Below are 19146 nucleotides of genomic sequence, written 5' to 3'. Positions count from 1 at the left end.
GACCAACTGAGATTATCCTTTCACACCACCAGCTGTCAGACCACCGACTAACCAGCGTTGTGCAAGCAAGAATACGATTGTAATTGGTAGTGCAGACAATACTGCTGCAGCTGCGAAATCACCCCATAGATAGTTCTGCGGGTATAGGTACTGCTGCATACCAACTGCTAGTGTGTAGGAGTTTACATCAGAAAGTAGTAGAGATGCTACCGGTACCTCACCTACAACACCGATAAATGACAAGATGAACACTACAGCTAGAATTGGCACAGATAGTGGTAGTAGTACCAAACGGAACGCTTGCCATGGCGTAGCACCATCCAATGCCGCGGCCTCTTCTAGCGAGTTATCAATCGTCTCAAAGTAACCTTTAATGGTCCACACGTGCAGTGCAATACCACCTAGGTAAGAGAAGATCAAACCACCGTGCGTGTTTAACCCCAGGAACGGAATGTACTGACCTAGTTTGTCAAACAATGCGTAAAGAGCCACAAGCGCAAGTACCGCCGGGAACATTTGGAAGATCATCATCGCTTTCAAGATGGTGTTCTTACCTTTGAAGCGTAGCCGTGCAAACGCGTAAGCCGAAGTTGTTGACAGTGCCACGATAAGGATTGACGTGATACCCGCAACTTTTACTGAGTTCCAAAGCCAAGTTAGTACTGGGAATGGAGGCGGTGTTACAGAACCATCTGCATTTGTTACCGAGAAGCCTAGTGCTAACTTCCAGTGCTCTAGCGATGGGTTGTCTGGAATCAGACTACCCGTTGCAAAGTTACCCTCACGGAATGAGATCGCAATGATCATCAGCAGTGGGAAAATAATCAGTGACAGGAAAGCCCAAAGAGCAATATGGGTCGCCCATACACGGTACTTTAAAGATTTACCTTGTACTATAGCCATGGTCGTTACTCCTTAGTCCTGAGATAGCTTAGTGAAACGTAGGTTCAATAGTGCTAGCGCGCCAACCAATAGGAAGATAAGCGTTGCGATTGCACTTGCTAGACCGAAGTCTTGACCACCTGCACCTTCAAACGCGATACGGTACGTGTAGCTTACTAGTAGGTCGGTGTAACCCGCTGGCTCAGAAGTACCAATCATGTTTGGACCACCGCCAGTCAATAGCTGAATCATTACGAAGTTGTTGAAGTTAAACGCAAAGCTCGCAATCAGTAGTGGAGTCAGAGGTTTAATCATCATAGGTAACGTTACTTTCATGAAGTTTTGGACGAAGTTCGCCCCATCGATTGCAGACGCTTCATAAAGGTCATCAGGAATCGCTTTTAGTAGACCCATACATAGAATCATCATGTAAGGGAAACCAAGCCAAGTGTTCACGATCATTACCATGGTTTTCGCTAGGAATGGGTCAGAGAACCAAGATGGGCTAATACCAAAGATAGCGTTCAATACCATGTTGATCTCACCAAAGCTTTGGTTGAAGAGACCTTTAAAGATTAGGATTGAGATAAACGCCGGAACCGCATAAGGCAGAATCAAAAGTACTCGGTACACTGCTCGACCTTTCAGCTCCTCCCACTGAACAACACTCGCTAGAACTAAGCCAATAACTAGCGTGAACACAACCGTCAGGATTGAGAATACGACCGTCCAGATGAAGATACTGATGAAAGGCTCTTTGATGCCGTCGTCTTTCCAAACTCGCTCAAAGTTATCTGTGCCAATGTTTACGACAAAACCAGGAGAAACTGTGTTGCCAACAAACTGACCATTCTCATCAACGGGTTGGTAGTAACCCACATCCATGTTTGGACGCAATAGTTCTTGAGTACGGTTGTTGAACAGTGATTCGCCATCATCTTGAAGTGTGTATAGCGGAACCACAGCTGCGAACTTACGTAGACCGCTCATACGAATGTCATCGCCGCTTGGAAGGTGCAAGTCAACGCTGCTTAGTGCACTGCGGTTCTTAACGATAGTTTTGATTGGCTCTTTGTCACCAGTCGCTTCATTGATAGGCGCTAAATCAAGATCCGTTGCAGAGAAGCCGTCAAGTTGGAAGGTTGGCGTTGCTAATAGCTCGTCGCCTTTCTTCACAACAATTTGATGACCTTGCTCAGTCTTGTACAGAGTGAATGGGAAACTTTCACCACTCTGATAAGTTCTGTCTAACAGTACAGTCTGTGCACGATCGAAAGAAAGCTGGTTTTTCGCGCTGTAGTTAGTAAACGCCAGACCGACGGTATATGCCAAAGGGAACAGGATGAATAGAATCATCCCGGCAATACCAGGGTAGATGTATCGGTGAGCGTAAGTTTTCTTACTACCAAAAATGAATAGCGCTAATGCGGTTAGAATGATCGTAAGTAGCGCAAACGCAATCTCACCGCGAGAATACATTAAGATAGTTGCGTAGCCATTGATAATGCCGACTGTGCCCAATAGTGCCCATTTGGTGAACACTTTTTTGCTGCTTGGTAGGCTGGCTTCTGGTGCTGTCATAGCATCTGTACCTTGAACTGACTGCATAGGGAACCTGCTAGCGAATATAGGATAAATATAGAAAAGTAAGGAGGAGTTGCCCCCTCCTTAAAAAGGGTATTACTGAATTATTTAGTCATTTGTTTTTCTGCATCTGCTAGAGCAGCATCTACAGTTTGACGACCGTCAACAACGTTGATGATAGCGTTCTTAGCTGCACCCCAGAATGCATTCATTTGTGGGATGTTTGGCATGATTTCACCGTTCATCGCGTTGTCCATTGTTGCTGCGATACGAGTATCTGAATCTAGCTCACGTTGGAATGAGTTAAGCGCTACTGCACCTAGAGGCTTGTCGTTGTTAACCATACGTAGACCATCGTTAGTTAGTAGGTAGTTCTCGATGAACTCTACCGCTAGGTCTTTGTTAGGTGATGCAGTGCTGATACCAGCAGTTAGTACACCAACGAATGGCTTAGAAGACTGACCTTGGAATTTAGGCAGTGTTGTTACACCGTAGTTGATGCCAGACTTCTCGATGTTGCCCCAAGACCACGGACCGTTGATAGTCATTGCTGCAGTACCTTGGTTGAACGCAGACTCTGATACTGAGTAGTCCATATCCGCAGAGATTACGCCTTTGTCTACTAGACCTTTAACGAAGTTCATCGCGTCTTTCACGCCTTCCTTCGCGATACCAGCATCTTTAATGTCGTAACCTTCAGATGTGTATTTAAACGCGTAGCCGCCATCAGCTGCCATTAGTGGCCATGTGAAGTACGGTTCTTTTAGGTTCCACATGATCGCAGACTTACCGTCTTTCTTAAGCTTCGCATCTAGCGCTGCTACTTCTTCCCAAGTCTTAGGTGGGTTTGGAACAAGGTCTTTGTTGTAGATTAGAGATAGAGACTCAACTGCTACTGGGTAACCGATAAGTTTGCCGTCGTAACGAACTGCATCCCATGCAAAATCAACGATGCCGTCTTGAATTTCTTTAGATGGTTTGATTTCAGCTAGTAGACCAGATTCTGCGTAGCCACCGAAACGGTCGTGAGCCCAGAATACGATATCAGGACCATCACCTGTCGCTGCAGTTTGAGGGAACTTGTCTTGTAGACCGTCTGGGTGAGCCACTGTTACCTTGATGCCAGTGTCTTCTTCAAACTTCTTACCAACTTCAGCAAGACCGTTATAGCCTTTGTCGCCGTTGATCCAGATAGTCAGTTGTCCTTCTTCGATGGCAGCATTAGCACCAAAAGAACCCAAAGCAACAAGAGTACCTAGTGCTACAGCGCTTAATTTTTTCATGTTCGTATCCTTTTTATATTTTTGATGTAGGGCTAGTCCATTGAGGTTCAGCCGTATTTCGACATATATCATCTGAAATAATCCTATATGTCTCATCCTCCTAATCCCTACGCCCTTGCAATTATGACGTATTTTCGTGATCTGAATCGCCAAGGGTTAGAGACTCAAATCACAAAATGAATACTTCCTGTGATCGGTTTCAACTTTAGGTCACGCAATAATGTGATTTCAGCCCAACTCCCACTCTACTCCTCCTTTTTGACTCCTCCCCGCCTACTCCCCCTACAATTATTTCGATTAGGAGGATGTAGCAGTGAACACAATCTTAGAAACTGCAGTCATCCAAGAGTGGATGGTAAGAACCCTTTCCCAGCAGTACCTACCCTATAGGTGAAAAGATTTGCTGGTTTTTCATTGCCATACGAGTGGAATGTCATTATTGGTGTTGTTTGTGGTAATTATTTCACGGGGGAGACAACACGAATAATGTGGGGGAGAGAAACTCGTATTTGGCTATGATGGGTAGTGCTCCAGTTCAGGACATTTGGAGCGCTACCCTGTTTTTCTTACCAATCCCAATAACTTACCGATTCCTACTGTTACTGCTCGCTAGATAATTCATATAATGATGAGCGGTGAATAATAAAAATTGATCGAGGACGAGCTACATGGCGAGTGTCACGTTAAAAAATGTTTGTAAAGCGTATGGCGACGTACTGATTTCTAAGAACGTAGATCTAGAGATCAACGAAGGTGAATTCGTTGTTTTCGTAGGTCCATCAGGTTGTGGTAAATCTACCCTGCTACGTTGTATTGCCGGTCTTGAAGACATTACTTCAGGTGATTTGTATATTGGTGACCAGCGCATGAATGACGTAGAACCATCCAAACGTGGTGTTGGTATGGTGTTCCAGTCTTATGCTCTTTACCCACACCTAAACCTATATGACAACATGTCATTTGGTCTGAAACTAGCAAAAGCTGACAAAGCTGAAATCGATAAGCGTGTTGAACACGCAGCAGAAATTCTACAGTTGGGTCACCTGCTAGAGCGTCAACCAAAAGCACTTTCTGGTGGTCAACGTCAACGTGTTGCGATCGGTCGTACGCTTGTGTCTCAACCAGATGTATTCCTTCTTGATGAACCATTATCGAACTTGGACGCAGCACTGCGCGTAAACATGCGTGCGCAAATCACGAAGCTACAACGCCAGCTTGGTTGTACCATGATCTACGTTACGCACGATCAGGTTGAAGCGATGACAATGGCTGACAAAATTGTCGTTCTTGATGGTGGTTATGTATCACAAGTTGGTAAGCCATTAGAGCTTTACCACTACCCACAAAACCGTTTTGTTGCTGGTTTCATTGGTTCACCAAAGATGAACTTCATGAGTGTTTTCATTGACGAAGTCGAATCAGAGCGCGTAAAAGTACAACTTTCTAACGGTGTATCATTCTGGATCCCAGTAGATGGTACGACGGTGAACCGCGGTGACCGTATGTCACTAGGTATTCGCCCAGAGCACTTAGTTCAAGCCGTTGACGCTGATGCGACAATTCACGGTGAAGTGATGATCGTAGAGAAACTAGGTAACGAGACTCAAGTTTACCTAAACCTAGAAGGTGCGGACGCAGACGTTATCTACCGTCAACCAGATACACTACCAGTAGAGTCTGGTGACAAACTAGAAATCGGTATCCCTGCACATCGTTGTCACCTATTCCACAGCGATGGTCGCGCATGCCGCCGACTACATAAAGAAAACGGCGTAGATTTCGAGTAAAACTTCTTTCACCTTTGCTTGCTACCAATCCCTCTCATTCGAGAGGGATTTTTTATTTCCGAAACTAACGTATTAATTTTCCGTCCTAAGAATTAATTCGATAGACCATAAGCAAATTAAAACCTTAGTTTCTTTTCAATCCTTTACGATTAGTACTTTTACCCGCCCTACTCAGACAAGTATTAAGTTTTTCCTAAACTGCCAATATTAGCCGAAGGTCTAAATTTCATTCTTATTTCCACTTACCTAAACAGAGCGAATTTTTAAACTAATTTCCGAATTATGGTGATTGATAGATCGGTTTTCTGCGGTCACCGACAAACACATTTTATTTATCACTAAAAAGCGTTAACGACACGGATATTGGGAAACGACACCCAATGGCGGTAGCGTGTCTTAAGGGAAATTAGGTTATGAAACACAAAGGACTCATACGTTCTCATGAGATGGAATTCGCATTTTTATACCGCATCTCTGATCTCGTAGTCATCGTCTCGTTTATGCTGTTTTTGGTTGTCAAAGATGCCAACACGTCACTCTACAAAGATTACGTTATCCTATCTTTCGTAGGCAGCGTTTCTTTCCTCATCATGGCTGAGAGCGGAAAGCTATATCGTTCTTGGCGCACCAGTTCATTTAAAGAACAAATATTTATCCTGTGCATTTCATGGTTAGTGACCTGCACCTTCCTGTTTATGGTTCTGTACTTTTCTCAAGTACATGTCTTGTTCGAGCGCTACATTCTTGCATCTTGGTTCTTAATTACACCAGTGCTACTTCTTTCTTGGCGCGTTGCGTTTCGTGCTGTCTTGGCATACATGAGAAAGATGGGCTACAACACTAGAACTGCAATCATTATTGGTCAAACGCCACACGGTTTAACACTTGCAAATGAACTAGAAAGCCACACAGAGCATGGTGTCTTATTTGATGGTTTCTACGATGAGCGCTCTAAAGACCGATTGCCAGAATCCGAATACCCAATAAAAGGCAATGTTGGTCTAGCCTTAGAACGAGCTAAACGCGGTGAAGTGGATTACGTTTATATCGCTATGCCAATGCACGCTAACGAGCGTATTGCATCATTCCTGACTCAGTTTTCAGACACCACGGCGAACACTTACCTTATCCCTGATTTCTTTACCTATAACTTACTGCACTCTCGTTGGGATCAAATAGGTCAAGTTCAAACACTCAGCGTTTTCGATACACCTTTCGCTGGTATTTCATCATGGGTAAAACGTCTAGAAGATATTGTTTTATCAAGCATTATCTTGCTTCTTATTTCACCAATCCTACTCGCAATTGCTATCGGCATTAAAGTTACATCTAAAGGTCCGGTTATCTTTAAGCAATTCCGCTACGGATTGGATGGCAGAAAAATTGAAGTTTGGAAGTTCCGTTCAATGACCACGATGGAGCAAGGGAACGACGTAAAACAAGCCACCAAAAACGATCCTCGCATTACACCATTTGGTGGGTTCCTACGTCGCACTTCTCTTGATGAACTGCCCCAGTTTATCAATGTTCTGCAAGGCACGATGTCGATTGTCGGTCCGCGTCCGCATGCGGTTTCACACAATGAGGAATATCGCCAAATCGTCGACCGTTACATGCTAAGACACAAAGTAAAACCAGGCATCACAGGCTGGGCACAAATCAATGGCTACCGTGGTGAGACCGATACACTCGATAAAATGGAAAAGCGTGTCGAGTTCGATTTGGATTACATCCACCAATGGTCAGTTTGGATGGACATCAAAATCATCTTCCTGACGATATTCAAAGGATTTACAGGTTCAAATGCGTACTAAGTCGATCATGATAAAAAAGACGTACTTGGGGGTTGTTCTAGTACTAAGCTCTGCTGCTTCAATGGCAGAACCGATGGCTTACAGAACCGAATCAGGCATTGAGTTTATCCCTACCGTAGGCGTGTTTTATGAAGGCAATGACAACATTGCGAAAGCTGACCAAGGTGAAAACGTTGAATCAGTAAATATTTGGGGTGTTGAGCCAAGCCTATTAACAAAGATTGAACGCAATCAATACCGTGCAGACTTGCTTTATAAGTTAAGCGCGGGCTTCTCCTCTGATGAACAAAATGATTACGATGATCATCTTATTCAATTCACTAACTTCTTTGAGTTTAATCATCGTAACCGCTTGGTCTTGGATTACCAATTTCGCGCTCAGCATGAAGAAAAAGGTGAAGAGTTTACTGAGGGGCAAGGAAACAAAATTACCGATCCGTTGGAGTTTCATCGCAATGTTTTCAGATCCAATTACATATTGGGCTCTGACGGTTCAAAAGGACGGTTTGAGTTTGGTATAGGTTACCAAGATAAAACCTATCAGAACTACCGTGATGGACTGCCAGGAAAGCCTGACTCTAAAACCAAATACAACGACTTTCGAGCGCCGAGCGCGCATCTCGAATTTTATTTGCGCGCCACACCCAGGACTTATTGGTTAATCGGAACAAAACAAACCTTAACAGATTATCAAACAGATAATCCAAATGTACCTTCCAAAGATAATCACTCGGGCTTCTATTACACCGGTGCTCAGTGGGAAGTCACGGGTAAAACACAAGGTATCGCGCGATTGGGTTACCAAATAAAGGACTTCGATAGTCATCAAAGAGAAACCTTCGAGGGATTTAGTTGGGATATCGGATTGGAATGGCAACCACAGGAACACACGCTCCTGACCTTAAAGACGACTCAAGCTGCGGTTAGCCCAGATCAGGATGGCGATTACAACTTGCAAACTCGTTATACGCTAGCGCTCAAGCAAGATTGGAACAGCTACTTAACCACACGTTTAGAAGCACTCTATCAGCAAGATGACTATACCGGCGTCACACGTAACGAGGATCGCTACGCCTTGTCCGCAGGTGTGGATTATCAAATTAAGCGCTGGGTACTACTTAAGGCAGATTGGCGCTATCAAGATAAAAACTCCAACTTGCAGGGCTATAGTTTTGACCAAAACGTTTGGTCTATCAGTGCCCGATTCTCTTTATAACAAGGAATATCAATGAATCTTTTAACAACGCTGCTTGGCTTAACGCTGGTTCTATTTAGCGCCTTTGTTTCGGCAAATACCAGTGAGCAAGATTATTTGCTCGATACAGGCGATACCATTTCTGTACAAGTGTATGGCGAAGAAGATCTGACGATAAAAAACATCCTAATTACGTCAGATGGCTACTTCGATTACCCATACCTAGGACGCATCAAGGCGATCAACAAAACACCAAAACAGCTGAAATACGAAATAGAAACCGGGCTAAAAGGTGATTACCTCATTAACCCTAAAGTCATGGTCACAATCAACAGCTTTCGACTTTTCTATGTGAACGGTGAAGTAAGAAAACCAGGTGGGTTTGAATATCAACCAGGGCTCACCATAGAAAAAGCGATCGCTCTAGCCGGTGGTTTGACCGACCGAGCATCAAGAAAAAGTATCAACCTTACCCAACATGCAACAGGTAAAACTGTTGAAAGCGTCAACATGCAGCGCTCGGTAGAGCCTGGCGACATTGTATTTATCGATCAGAGCTTCTTCTAATGACAGGCAATTCAATGAACGGAATTCATTCTACTCATCCTTCTTCCAATCGCATCGAGTTGATTCGTTTTGGGCATCACTACCGAACACTTAAAAAGAATTGGTTAAGCATTTTAGCGTTTACCATCATCTTTTCTCTCACTTGCACTTGGTATATCTATTCGAAAAAGTCGGTATACCAAGCCACTGCTACCCTTCTTATTCAAGAAGAGCAAAAAAGTGCACTCTCAATTGAAGAAGTGTACGGCGTGGACACCACTAAAAAAGAGTACTTTCAAACTCAAATCGCCATTCTTAAATCAAATCACATTGCCGACAAAGTGATTACTCAGCTTAACTTAACCCAGCACCCTGAGTTCACAGGGTCAAGTAGATTTGAGCAGAAAATTGATGAGATTAAGTCCATCCCACTAGTACAAGATGTGTTACGAGTGTCTCCAAACCCTGAAGAAACTCAACAGCATGCAAAGCCATACTACCAAGCTCTTCAAGCATTCAAAGAGAAGCTAGAGATCGAACCTGTACGTAACACTCAGCTAGTGAAAATTCGCTTTCGCTCTACTGATCCCGAGCTTGCGACCAAGATTGCGAATGCCGTCGGTCAGGCATACATCGATACCAACTTCGAAGCCAAGCTAGTAATTACTCAAAACGCAGCGACTTGGTTGACCAATAACTCACAAAAGCTAGAACAACGCTTGAGAACGTCTGAGCAAGCGCTACAAGACTTCTTATTGCAAGAAGGTCTGATTGATATCAATGGTATTGATGATATCTACGCCAGTGAACTCGAAGAGCTAAGCCGCAAGTTAAATGCCGCGATTAACAACCGTATTGAAGCGCAGACTCTGATCGACCTTTTGAAGCGTAAATCTTCACAAGACTTAGATAGCCTTCTGTCTATCGACGAATTTGCAAACCAAGCGCAGATCCGCGATCTTAAACTTTCTGAAGCTCAAGCTGAGAAAAATGTCTCTGAGCTTTCTCAACGCTATGGACCAAAGCATGACCGTATGGTTCAAGCTAGGGCTCAGCTAGATTCAATTCGCACCCGAACTCAACAGCTGATTCGCGAAATCTCATTCAGCAAACAACAAGACTTACTCGCAGCGAAAGCGCAAGAAGATATGCTTCGCGCGGAATTAGACAGCAAAAAGTCAGATTTCCAAATGTTAGGCTCCCAAAAAGCCAAGTATGAGCAACTGAAGCGAGAGGTCGAATCGAACAAAGATTTGTATGAAGCGTTTTTGAACCGCGAGAAAGAGACCAGCGCCACTAGCGATTACAAAAACGTCACTGCGCGTTTTACTGATCCAGCAATCATTCCGCTTTTCCCGATTGCGCCACAACGTATGAAGCTGGTGTTAATTGCAACCTTCTTTGGTTTTGCTATTGCCTGTGCGCTTGTCATCATTTTAGAAACATTGCGTGAAGTGATTCGTACTTCCTCAGATGTACAAGAAAAGCTGGGTGTCACCTGCCTAGGCACAATACCAAGAGTGAAAAAGCGTAATCTACGCAAAGGTGGGGTGAGCTATACCGCTTATCTCGACAAAGATGAGAAACTGTTCAGCGAAGCCTGCCGCTCGGTCAGAACCTCTCTCCTGCTCAGATTAACAAACTCGAAACAGAGAGTGCTCCCTTTCACTTCAGCTATTCCAGAAGAAGGCAAAACATCAACGAGCATCAATATGGCAGTGTCTTTTTCCACCATGGAGAAAGTCTTGATCATCGATTGTGACTTACGCAGACCATCGATCGCCAAACGTTTTAATATCTCGGAGTCGAGCCCTGGACTCACCAATATCCTTACGATGGATACATCGCTAAGTGAGTGTATTGTTCGCAGCGAGGAGGCGAATCTAGATGTATTGCCTGCAGGGATTATTCCACCAAACCCACAAGAGTTGTTGGCATCCGATCGTTTCGACAAATTGATCGAATACCTCAAGGGGAAATATGACCGCATCATTATTGATACGCCTCCACTGCTATCAGTGAGCGATGCACTCATTCTAGGTAAGAAAGCAAACGGATTAATTACGGTAATCCGATCAGAATCGACCAAGGCATCATTGGTTAACGCAGCGCTATCTAAACAAATTCAACACTCAGTTCCTTCGCTTGGCGTTCTGATTACTCAGGCAAAATCAAAGGAAGGAGAAGCGAATTATGTCCAGCAGTACGCCTATTAGCCTTAGCATGCAGTGGTACCAACTGTTAAAGGAGCAGGACAGCCCGGTACTGATTTATCAAATGGGAAAAGTGGGGTCGAGCGCGTTGGAGAAATCGATTCCAAAATCGATTCATCTACACGATCTGATGTCTATCGATGCAGAAAAACAGATATCTCCAGTTCGTGCACAACTGCATAACCCTGCGACTAACTACATCAAGCGCTTATTAAAGCGCTTGATCATGAGTCGCATGCTCAAGCGTAAGAAACAAGTCCGCATCATTTCTTTAGTGCGTGAGCCGATTGGTCGAAACATATCCATGTTCTTCCAATCCCTACCATTCTGGATGGCGGCAAAGTACTTAAACGATGACAGTGCAGTACGCTCTGAACGTTCTCAATTGTTACATGAAGCTTTTGAGGAGCATGTAAACCATCAATATCCATTGGAATGGTTTGATAATGAAATCAAGCCACTCACTGGCATCGACGTGTTTACACACCCTTTTGATCATGAGCTTGGATATCAAGTTTACCAAAAGGACAACTTCTCTCTTATGGTTGTTCGTGTCGATAAACTCGATCAGTCACAAAAAGCAATTAGCACCTTTTTACAACAAGAAGTAAAGGTGCAGCATGATAACCAAGCCGATAACAAGTGGTACTCCCCTCTTCTTGTTGAATTTAAACGTACTTTTCATCCAAAAGTAGCGCTCATTGAAGAAATGCTCACTTCTAAATTCACTAAGCATTTCTTTTCTGCATCTGAGATCGAAAAGTTCAAAAAAGATTACTTATCTGCCTAATTATGAAAACAAAAATACTTCATATCATCAATGACTTATCCAAAAATGGGGGCGCGCAAAAATTCCTTGTGGATCTTGTGATGGAACACGCACCTCAATACGATATAAAGATTCTTGTATTGTGCGATGACAACGACTATCTGGACTTGTTATCTGCTCAAGGCATCGAATGTTTTAACTGGAAAACGCTTTCACTAAAAGAAAAGTGGTCACTGTTGCGTTGGCCTGATTTAGTTCATGGTCACCTATATCCTTCCATCTATCTCGCGCTATTAGCTGTGGGGAAAAAACGAATTCAAACCGAGCATTGTTCTTATAACCGCCGACGTGACTACCCCCTATTCAAATTCATGGAACACCTGCTTTACAGAGGTCATAACCTTACTGTTAGCATCAGTGAAAAAGTGCAAGAAGAGCTCGTGAAATTCATGCCTCACTACCAACACAAATATCGTGTTGTACACAATGGCGTTGATCTCGAACGTTTTCCAATGGTCGCAAAGTCCGCCAGTTCAGTGCTACAAAAGCCAGTTATTAATATCGGTATGGTCGGAAGACTGCATGAGCATAAAGACCATGAAACCTTGATTCGTGCGACTGCCCTAATGCCGACCAATTATGAGCTTCACTTAGCGGGAGATGGTAGTAAACGCACCGAACTACAGTCTCTTAGTCATCAACTCAATATTGCCGAAAGGGTTCATTTTCACGGCATCATCTCTGATATTCCGTCATTCCTGAGCGACATCGACGTATACGTCCAGTCTTCTAAAGTGGAAGGCTTCGGTTTAGCTGCGGTTGAGGCGATGGCAGCAGGTTTGCCAGTATTGTCTTCTGACGTACCTGGATTAGATGAAGTCATGGGCAGCAGCGAATACCTGTTTGATCTGGGAGATTCAAAGCAACTTGCCCACAAATTAACTCAACTTTGCACCACCCAAGAAATGTACAACAGAGCAAGCGAGTACTCAGTTAATCGCGCCAAGTTATACACCATCGACAAATTCCGAGACGGTTACTATGGACTTTACCAGCAACTCTGCACCAGTAAGTAGTCGCATCTCATTACTGGCAGCAATTACGATCTCCCTCTTTTTCGCACCATTTAAAGTGGGAGCAGGTAGCCTCGTACTCGCGCCTTCCGATATTGCAAGCTTGCTCTCGATCGGTTTAGTCGCTCTTATCATACTGGAAGGTAAAACCCATGCATTGCTACATCCTCGCATGGGCTTCTTATTACTGTTTACCAGCTACGTTTTTGTCAATGGACTTCTTAATCGTGTCCCATTTATGCCTTTGGTCACGGAGACAGTTCAATGGGTAGCCATATTAAGTTTGCTGTGTTTACTTTACGCCTACGGTGTCTTTAACGACGAGCGAATCATGGTCTATTTTACATACAGCTTACTGGTAATTTGCTCTCTTGTTGCGCTGTGGCACTTCTCACAAGGCTATCAGAGTGGATTCAAGCTATTGGGCGTGAGTAAGTACGCCTTCGGTGTTCTCTGCTCCCTACTCTACCTTTACAGAGACAAAATCCGCGCTTTTCCCCTATTAATGCTATTTGCATTCGTACTACTGGTTCTTTCTCAAGAGAGAAAAGCGTTGCTCGGTTTTTGCTTGTTGGTTTTTATGGATCAACTGGTGATCAAGCGATTAGTACGACAAACCATCAGTGAGACCTACACTTGGACTGTTCTGATTGGGGTAAGTTTAGTCATCTTCTTCGTCGTATCAACAACGCTTTACGTGGGTTTTGACCAGCTTGCAGACAAGCTCGAAATTACTCAGGAAGACATCCTATTTGCCAACCAAAGTGAAGCGCGTTGGGTCTCCAATTTACACCGTAAATTGCTCTTGGCAAACGGGCTAGACATCTTGCTTCAATATCCAATTTTAGGTGTCGGAGCAAAGATGTTACCTCACTACATGATCAACTACTTTAACTACGATGAGTTAGCGATTTACACCCACAACTTTGTTCTAGATACCTCTATCGAATACGGGCTATTAGGCATTTTGTTGTTATTTGGTGGTTATGTGCACTTTATGAAGGGCTGTTTCAACTCATTGGAAGAGAATAGAAAGAGCTTCCTACTCGCAATCTACGCTCTAATCATGGTGTTTTTTGTCGCCGTGAATACCACCATCATTTTAATACTTTTACTACCCGTCATGATCAGTAAAGCAAGGCATTATAACCTCCAGCAAGAGACAACCGTTTCGGCAGAGTTCCACTCTCAACCTGCTCATGATTCAAAACCCAATTAACTGATTTCGCCACCAACCAACAAATAGAAATGGCGAAGAGCAAACAATTTAAAGCTATCAAGGATAGGATAAATGAAATATTCAATCTCTCGACAATTTGAGAAAAACCGAGAACTTCAAGCAGACAATTTCGTGCTGGTTTACCAAATGGGTAAAGTCGGTTCGTCGTCTATTGAGCATACTTTGGGTGAGCGTAAAATTCCGAGCTACCACATCCACACGTTTGATGATCACGAAGAGTTCCAGATGTACCACAATAAAAAAGATGTGAGTAAATTCTTCGACTTTAAAAAACGCACCATGTATCGCCTTGTTCTCAACAAAAGAAAACGCATCTTACAAAAGCGCGACAACATCAAGATTGTGACTCTGGTACGTGACCCAATTGCAACGGTTTTCTCCCGCTTTTTCCAAGACCTGCATATTCAATTCATCGAAGGCAAGAAAAACGACGCTATCCATCGCGATATGGATGTGACTTACAAACATTTAGAGCATTGCTTCGATAACTACCTTAACCTTAATTATTTTGCTAACTGGTTCGATAACGAGCTTAAACGTAACTTCAACATCGATGTACTTCGCCAAGAGATTGATAACACTCAACCTTTTTATACATTCAGTAATGAAAAGGCGAGTGTCATTCTAATTAAATGCGAACAGCTGAGCTCCCTTGATAAAGAGATCGGTGAGTTTCTTCAGCTTGATGATTTTATTCTTAAAAACAGCAACGAAGCAAAGAACAAGTGGTATTCCAATATCCATCAGTACTTTAAAGAGCGTTACGACTTCTCCAAGCTTTTCTACATGTACGATCTTCCTCTTTATCGTCACCTTTACTCAGAGCAAGATCGTGAAGCATTTAAGAACAAGTGGAAGCAAACTCCAGGGACCAAAGCATAATGAAAAAAGTACTGCACATAACCGAAGCTTTTGGCGGTGGGGTTCAAACAGCACTCTACAGCTACGTTCACTCTTCGCGTAGCGAAGCATTCGAACATTCATTGCTTGCTCGTGCTCGCTCAAATGATATGACTAATGAATCAAGCAACCATGTCTTTAGCCACACAAAATGGGTAGAGGGCAACTTATTGCAATTCATGAAGGACGCAAACGCATTCATTGCGGAGATCAAGCCAGATTTTGTTCACTTGCACTCAAGTAAAGCGGGCTTCCTCGGTCGATTCTTAAAGCTCGGTCATGCTCGCCTTATCTACACGCCCCACTGTTATGCATTTGAACGTGAAGATATTTCCAATTTTGCCAAACAGATTTACAAGACGTTAGAAAAAATCGCGCTCAAAAAAATCGATGTTGTTGCTGGGTGCAGTCAACGCGAATGCGATTTAGCCATCAGCATAGGCGCTAAGCGCGCTGAGTTACTCAATAACTACGTAACCTATGGTAGCGAAGAGCGCAGTCCAAATACTAACAAAACTCAACTGAAATTGGTCATTCTAGGACGAGTCGCTCCACAAAAAGATCCTCAGTTCTTGCTTGATACACTCGGTCAAATCAAAAAGGCTGAGTTAGCACATGATATTGATATCACTTGGATTGGTGGCGGCGAGAGAGAGCTTGAAGATCAGTTACGTGCACAAGGTATTAAAGTCACGGGCATGATTCCACGAGATGAAGTCGTTAGCCTACTCAAAACTTCGGATTTGTACTTACATACTGCAGCTTGGGAAGGTATGCCGCTGACCATTCTTGAAGCGGCGAAGCTGCATTTACCTATGGTCATTCGCTCTATCGGTGCCACCAAAGATCTTAACTACCCTTTCTTGGCACAAGGTCCACAAGAGATGGCAAAACAAATCACCCATTGCATTAATCACTACCACGATATTGACTTCAATCAGTACTCAAAGGTGCTCAATGAAACATTTAGTGAAGAAAAACAACGAATCGCGCTAATCAGCATTTACAGCTAGAGGATCAAATGCTTCAACAACTACAACAAAAGCGCGCAGCCACTCAGAACAAGGAAAAAAGTCTGTTTTCCCTCGGCTTTCAAACCGCAGTTACCCGTGTTCTAAGTGCTGGTTTTGCGTTTCTTTTAACGCTCATCGTTTCCCGAGTCACAGATGCATCGACATCAGGGCAGTTTTTCTTTTTGTTTAATCTCGCTTACTTCACTGCCATTATTTCTCAGTTAGGATTTGATGTTTCGCTTGTTAAGTACAACGCTATTGGTTTCTCGAATAACAATAGTGAGGAACAGAGCAACAACTACCGTATCGCGCTAGCACGAAGTCTGTTGTTTAGTGTAGCAGCGTGTACTTTTATCTACTTGGCATTCAACTTTTTCCCTAAACACGTAAACACAACTGGCGTTTCCGACGCTGCACTGGCACTTGCTTTGTTGTCGATCCCATTACTCGTTATTGGGCAGACAAATAGCCGAGTATTGCAAGCCTCTAGACGAGTTGTCCCCTCGCTATTTGCGTTACAACTCGGCGTGAGCTTCTTTATGGTTGCGCTGGTATTAGTGGCTCAGAGAGCTTACTCAATTGATGCAGATCTCCTTATGATTTTACTCGTCATAGCAACAGGGGCTGTCGCTCTCCAATCGAGCATCAAATGGCTTAAGTCTGATCAATATAGTCATGGGAAAACGGAGAAAAATACCGAGCTAACCTATTCAGCAAAACAAGTTTGGTTTGGCAGCATCTTTTCCAATTTGGTTCAGTGGGGCAGCTTGGTCATTGCGGGTTTCTTTCTCGCAACTTCCGATCTTGGCTTACTCGCAGCAGCACAACGCACCTCATTACTCATTGGCTTTGTGTTAGTCACAATTAACTTCGTCGTCGCTCCGATGTTTGCTTCACTCTATAAGGAAGGAAAACTAGATCGACTGCAAAGCCTTAGTCGTTTGGCATGCCGTGCAAATATTGGAGCAGCAATGATTCCCGTGGTTGTGTGCGTCGCCTTTCCTGAGTTTGTTATGCAACTGTTTGGCAAAGAGTTTACTGCAGCTGCGCCTTTACTCGTTGCATTGTCGCTAGGGCAACTAGTGAATGTGGCAACAGGTTCAGTTGGGTTTTTATTGCTTATGAGTGGACATGAAAAGACCATGAAATACATCACTATCGTATCTGGTGTCATCTCCATTACATTACTGGTCACGCTCTCTCAATGGTACGGCGTATTAGGCGCAGCTTGGGCAATGGCGATAGGTTTAGCAATCCAAAACTTAGCCGCACTCTACTTCGTGAAACGTTATCTTGGCTTTTTTCCAGTGGGGTAAATATGACAAATACGATTGCACGAATTAGCTTTATCGGAGTGTTACTACTGACGATTTCTCTATCGCTTTGGAAAAGTTCTGATATCAATCATGTCACGTACCAAAATCTAGAGAATTATGTCGGCGGCTCAAGTACGTTACATTTTACCTTTAGCCTTTTGATTGGTTTTCTAGCCGTGTTTAACTTCCCTAAATGGGTGACAGCAACAAACGCGGACATGTTTGGTATTCGGTTACTGATCGTCCTATTGTTTATCGTCTCTTTAGAGGAGTTCAGCCAATTGTTTATCGCAACTCGCTCCTTCAGTTTTGATGACTTAAGCACTAATTGGATCGGTATTATATTAGGTTATTTCTGTGCCAAACTTATAAAATTCATTGTTAAACAATAACATTTTCGGCGCACTCAACACTCTAAAGCGACAAACTACACACCTCGAAATAGCGACTCTACATAGGCGTCTTTGGTGAGCACTTTTTTGGATATTTTTCTTAAAGGGCGAGATATACTCTCGCCCTATTACATTAATATGAGCATCGGTTATGTCTTCACATCCAACTAAAATCACCTTCTTTGAATTCCTAACACCACTTATCACTGCAGGTAAAAAGACAATCACGATTCGTGATGAATCAGAAAGCCACTACGTGCCCAATACCGAAGTGGAAGTGTTTACCTTAGAAACAGATCGCAAGGTATGCGACATTAAAATCCTGTCAGTAGCACCACTGAAGTTTGATGACATCAATGAGTTCCACGCAGAGCAAGAAGCGATTGAACTGCCAAAACTGAAAGAACTTATCCGTGAGATCTACCCAAATATCGATGAGCTGTATGTGATTGAATACGAACTGATCAAGTAAGATTTACAAATTACTAGACGACTGGTCTAATCGCTTTTATAGTATTAGTCATGAATGCAAAAACGAACGATACACGCCAACACATTCTTGATGTCGGCTACCAGTTGGTAGTGACCAAAGGTTTTACCAGTGTTGGACTCTCAGAACTATTAAAGGTAGCGGATGTGCCGAAAGGCTCTTTCTACCACTACTTCAAGTCGAAAGAGCAATTTGGTGAGGCATTGATTGAAGATTACTTCTCTCGCTACCTTAAAATGATCACAGCCCACTTTACTGAAAGTGAAGGCTCTGGTTCCGAGCGCCTGTTGAGCTACTTCGAGCGCTGGATGGCGATTGAAAATGGTCAATGTAATGCCAACAAATGCTTGGTGGTGAAATTGAGCGCGGAAGTTTCTGATCTTTCAGAAGCAATGCGTGTAAGACTGGCTTCGGGTGCCACTCAAGTGGTGAAAGCCATCGAAGATTGTATCCAAGCGGGCATTGAAGACGGCTCTATCCAAGTTGAATCAGCAGAACAAACCGCCCACTTGATTTATCATCAATGGATTGGTGCAAGCTTACTCAACAAACTGTATCAGGATCGTTCCGGCTTAATACGCAGCTTTGAGAGCACTCAAAGTATGCTAAAAGGCAAATAACGAACCACACTTAATCCGCCTTATCTTTA

General features: G+C 43.5%; 17 protein-coding genes. 14 read left to right on the top strand and 3 right to left on the bottom strand.

The window, feature by feature from the left end:
- Nucleotides 1-12: 12 nt before the first annotated feature.
- The 3 genes from malG to malE all read right to left on the bottom strand — a co-directional run bounded on the left by malG (nucleotide 13) and on the right by malE (nucleotide 3749).
- A complete protein-coding gene (gene malG, locus VHA02S_RS13425) occupies nucleotides 13-903 on the bottom strand; it encodes a maltose ABC transporter permease MalG (RefSeq protein WP_005432001.1) in 891 nt (296 codons plus the stop codon).
- A 12-nt stretch (nucleotides 904-915) separates the two neighbouring features.
- Nucleotides 916-2490 carry a maltose ABC transporter permease MalF gene (gene malF, locus VHA02S_RS13420; RefSeq protein ID WP_038899232.1) on the bottom strand — a complete coding sequence of 525 codons (1575 nt, stop codon included), beginning with the start codon at nucleotides 2488-2490 and terminating at the stop codon, nucleotides 916-918.
- A gap of 80 nt (nucleotides 2491-2570) precedes the next feature.
- Nucleotides 2571-3749, bottom strand: coding sequence for a maltose/maltodextrin ABC transporter substrate-binding protein MalE (gene malE / locus VHA02S_RS13415; protein ID WP_005453405.1), 1179 nt, complete (start codon nucleotides 3747-3749; stop codon nucleotides 2571-2573).
- A 668-nt stretch (nucleotides 3750-4417) separates the two neighbouring features.
- On the opposite strand from malE, the gene malK reads away from it, so the two are divergent.
- The 14 genes from malK (at nucleotide 4418) to VHA02S_RS13345 (ending at nucleotide 19117) form a co-directional block, all read left to right on the top strand.
- On the top strand, nucleotides 4418-5536 hold the full coding sequence (malK, locus tag VHA02S_RS13410) for a maltose/maltodextrin ABC transporter ATP-binding protein MalK (RefSeq protein ID WP_005453403.1): 1119 nt from the start codon (nucleotides 4418-4420) through the stop codon (nucleotides 5534-5536).
- Nucleotides 5537-5949: 413 nt separating this feature from the next.
- A complete protein-coding gene (locus VHA02S_RS13405; protein ID WP_038899231.1) occupies nucleotides 5950-7350 on the top strand; it encodes an undecaprenyl-phosphate glucose phosphotransferase in 1401 nt (466 codons plus the stop codon).
- Entirely contained in the window at nucleotides 7340-8566 is a 1227-nt protein-coding gene (locus VHA02S_RS13400; protein ID WP_005453399.1) for an outer membrane beta-barrel protein, read from the top strand. The genes VHA02S_RS13405 and VHA02S_RS13400 overlap by 11 nt, the downstream gene beginning before the upstream one ends.
- Before the next feature lie 12 nt (nucleotides 8567-8578).
- Nucleotides 8579-9112 carry a polysaccharide biosynthesis/export family protein gene (locus VHA02S_RS13395; protein ID WP_005453398.1) on the top strand — a complete coding sequence of 178 codons (534 nt, stop codon included), beginning with the start codon at nucleotides 8579-8581 and terminating at the stop codon, nucleotides 9110-9112.
- Entirely contained in the window at nucleotides 9112-11307 is a 2196-nt protein-coding gene (locus VHA02S_RS13390; RefSeq protein WP_005453395.1) for a GumC family protein, read from the top strand. Before VHA02S_RS13395 ends, VHA02S_RS13390 begins: the two co-directional genes overlap by 1 nt.
- Nucleotides 11285-12094, top strand: a complete 810-nt coding sequence (locus tag VHA02S_RS13385) for a putative capsular polysaccharide synthesis family protein (protein ID WP_017188677.1) — start codon at nucleotides 11285-11287, stop codon at nucleotides 12092-12094. The genes VHA02S_RS13390 and VHA02S_RS13385 overlap by 23 nt, the downstream gene beginning before the upstream one ends.
- 2 nt (nucleotides 12095-12096) lie before the next feature.
- Entirely contained in the window at nucleotides 12097-13149 is a 1053-nt protein-coding gene (locus VHA02S_RS13380) for a glycosyltransferase (protein ID WP_009697146.1), read from the top strand.
- On the top strand, nucleotides 13115-14365 hold the full coding sequence (locus tag VHA02S_RS13375) for an O-antigen ligase family protein (RefSeq protein ID WP_038899230.1): 1251 nt from the start codon (nucleotides 13115-13117) through the stop codon (nucleotides 14363-14365). The genes VHA02S_RS13380 and VHA02S_RS13375 overlap by 35 nt, the downstream gene beginning before the upstream one ends.
- A gap of 72 nt (nucleotides 14366-14437) precedes the next feature.
- On the top strand, nucleotides 14438-15268 hold the full coding sequence (locus tag VHA02S_RS13370; protein WP_009697148.1) for a putative capsular polysaccharide synthesis family protein: 831 nt from the start codon (nucleotides 14438-14440) through the stop codon (nucleotides 15266-15268).
- Nucleotides 15268-16299, top strand: coding sequence for a glycosyltransferase (locus VHA02S_RS13365; protein ID WP_038899229.1), 1032 nt, complete (start codon nucleotides 15268-15270; stop codon nucleotides 16297-16299). Before VHA02S_RS13370 ends, VHA02S_RS13365 begins: the two co-directional genes overlap by 1 nt.
- Nucleotides 16300-16307: 8 nt before the next feature.
- Nucleotides 16308-17615 (top strand): oligosaccharide flippase family protein, encoded by a 1308-nt coding sequence (locus tag VHA02S_RS13360; protein WP_017188673.1) that lies wholly within the window; start codon nucleotides 16308-16310, stop codon nucleotides 17613-17615.
- A gap of 2 nt (nucleotides 17616-17617) precedes the next feature.
- Nucleotides 17618-18007, top strand: a complete 390-nt coding sequence (locus VHA02S_RS13355; protein ID WP_038899228.1) for a VanZ family protein — start codon at nucleotides 17618-17620, stop codon at nucleotides 18005-18007.
- A gap of 151 nt (nucleotides 18008-18158) precedes the next feature.
- Nucleotides 18159-18479 (top strand): N(4)-acetylcytidine aminohydrolase, encoded by a 321-nt coding sequence (yqfB, locus tag VHA02S_RS13350; RefSeq protein ID WP_005432046.1) that lies wholly within the window; start codon nucleotides 18159-18161, stop codon nucleotides 18477-18479.
- 50 nt (nucleotides 18480-18529) lie between these two features.
- Entirely contained in the window at nucleotides 18530-19117 is a 588-nt protein-coding gene (locus VHA02S_RS13345) for a TetR/AcrR family transcriptional regulator (protein WP_038899227.1), read from the top strand.
- Nucleotides 19118-19146 lie beyond the last annotated feature (29 nt).

Source organism: Vibrio harveyi NBRC 15634 = ATCC 14126 = KCTC 12724, assembly GCF_001591145.1.
Lineage (GTDB): Bacteria > Pseudomonadota > Gammaproteobacteria > Enterobacterales > Vibrionaceae > Vibrio > Vibrio harveyi.
The sequence above is the reverse complement of the archived record's forward strand: the minus strand, read 5'-3'. Positions and strand labels throughout refer to the sequence as shown.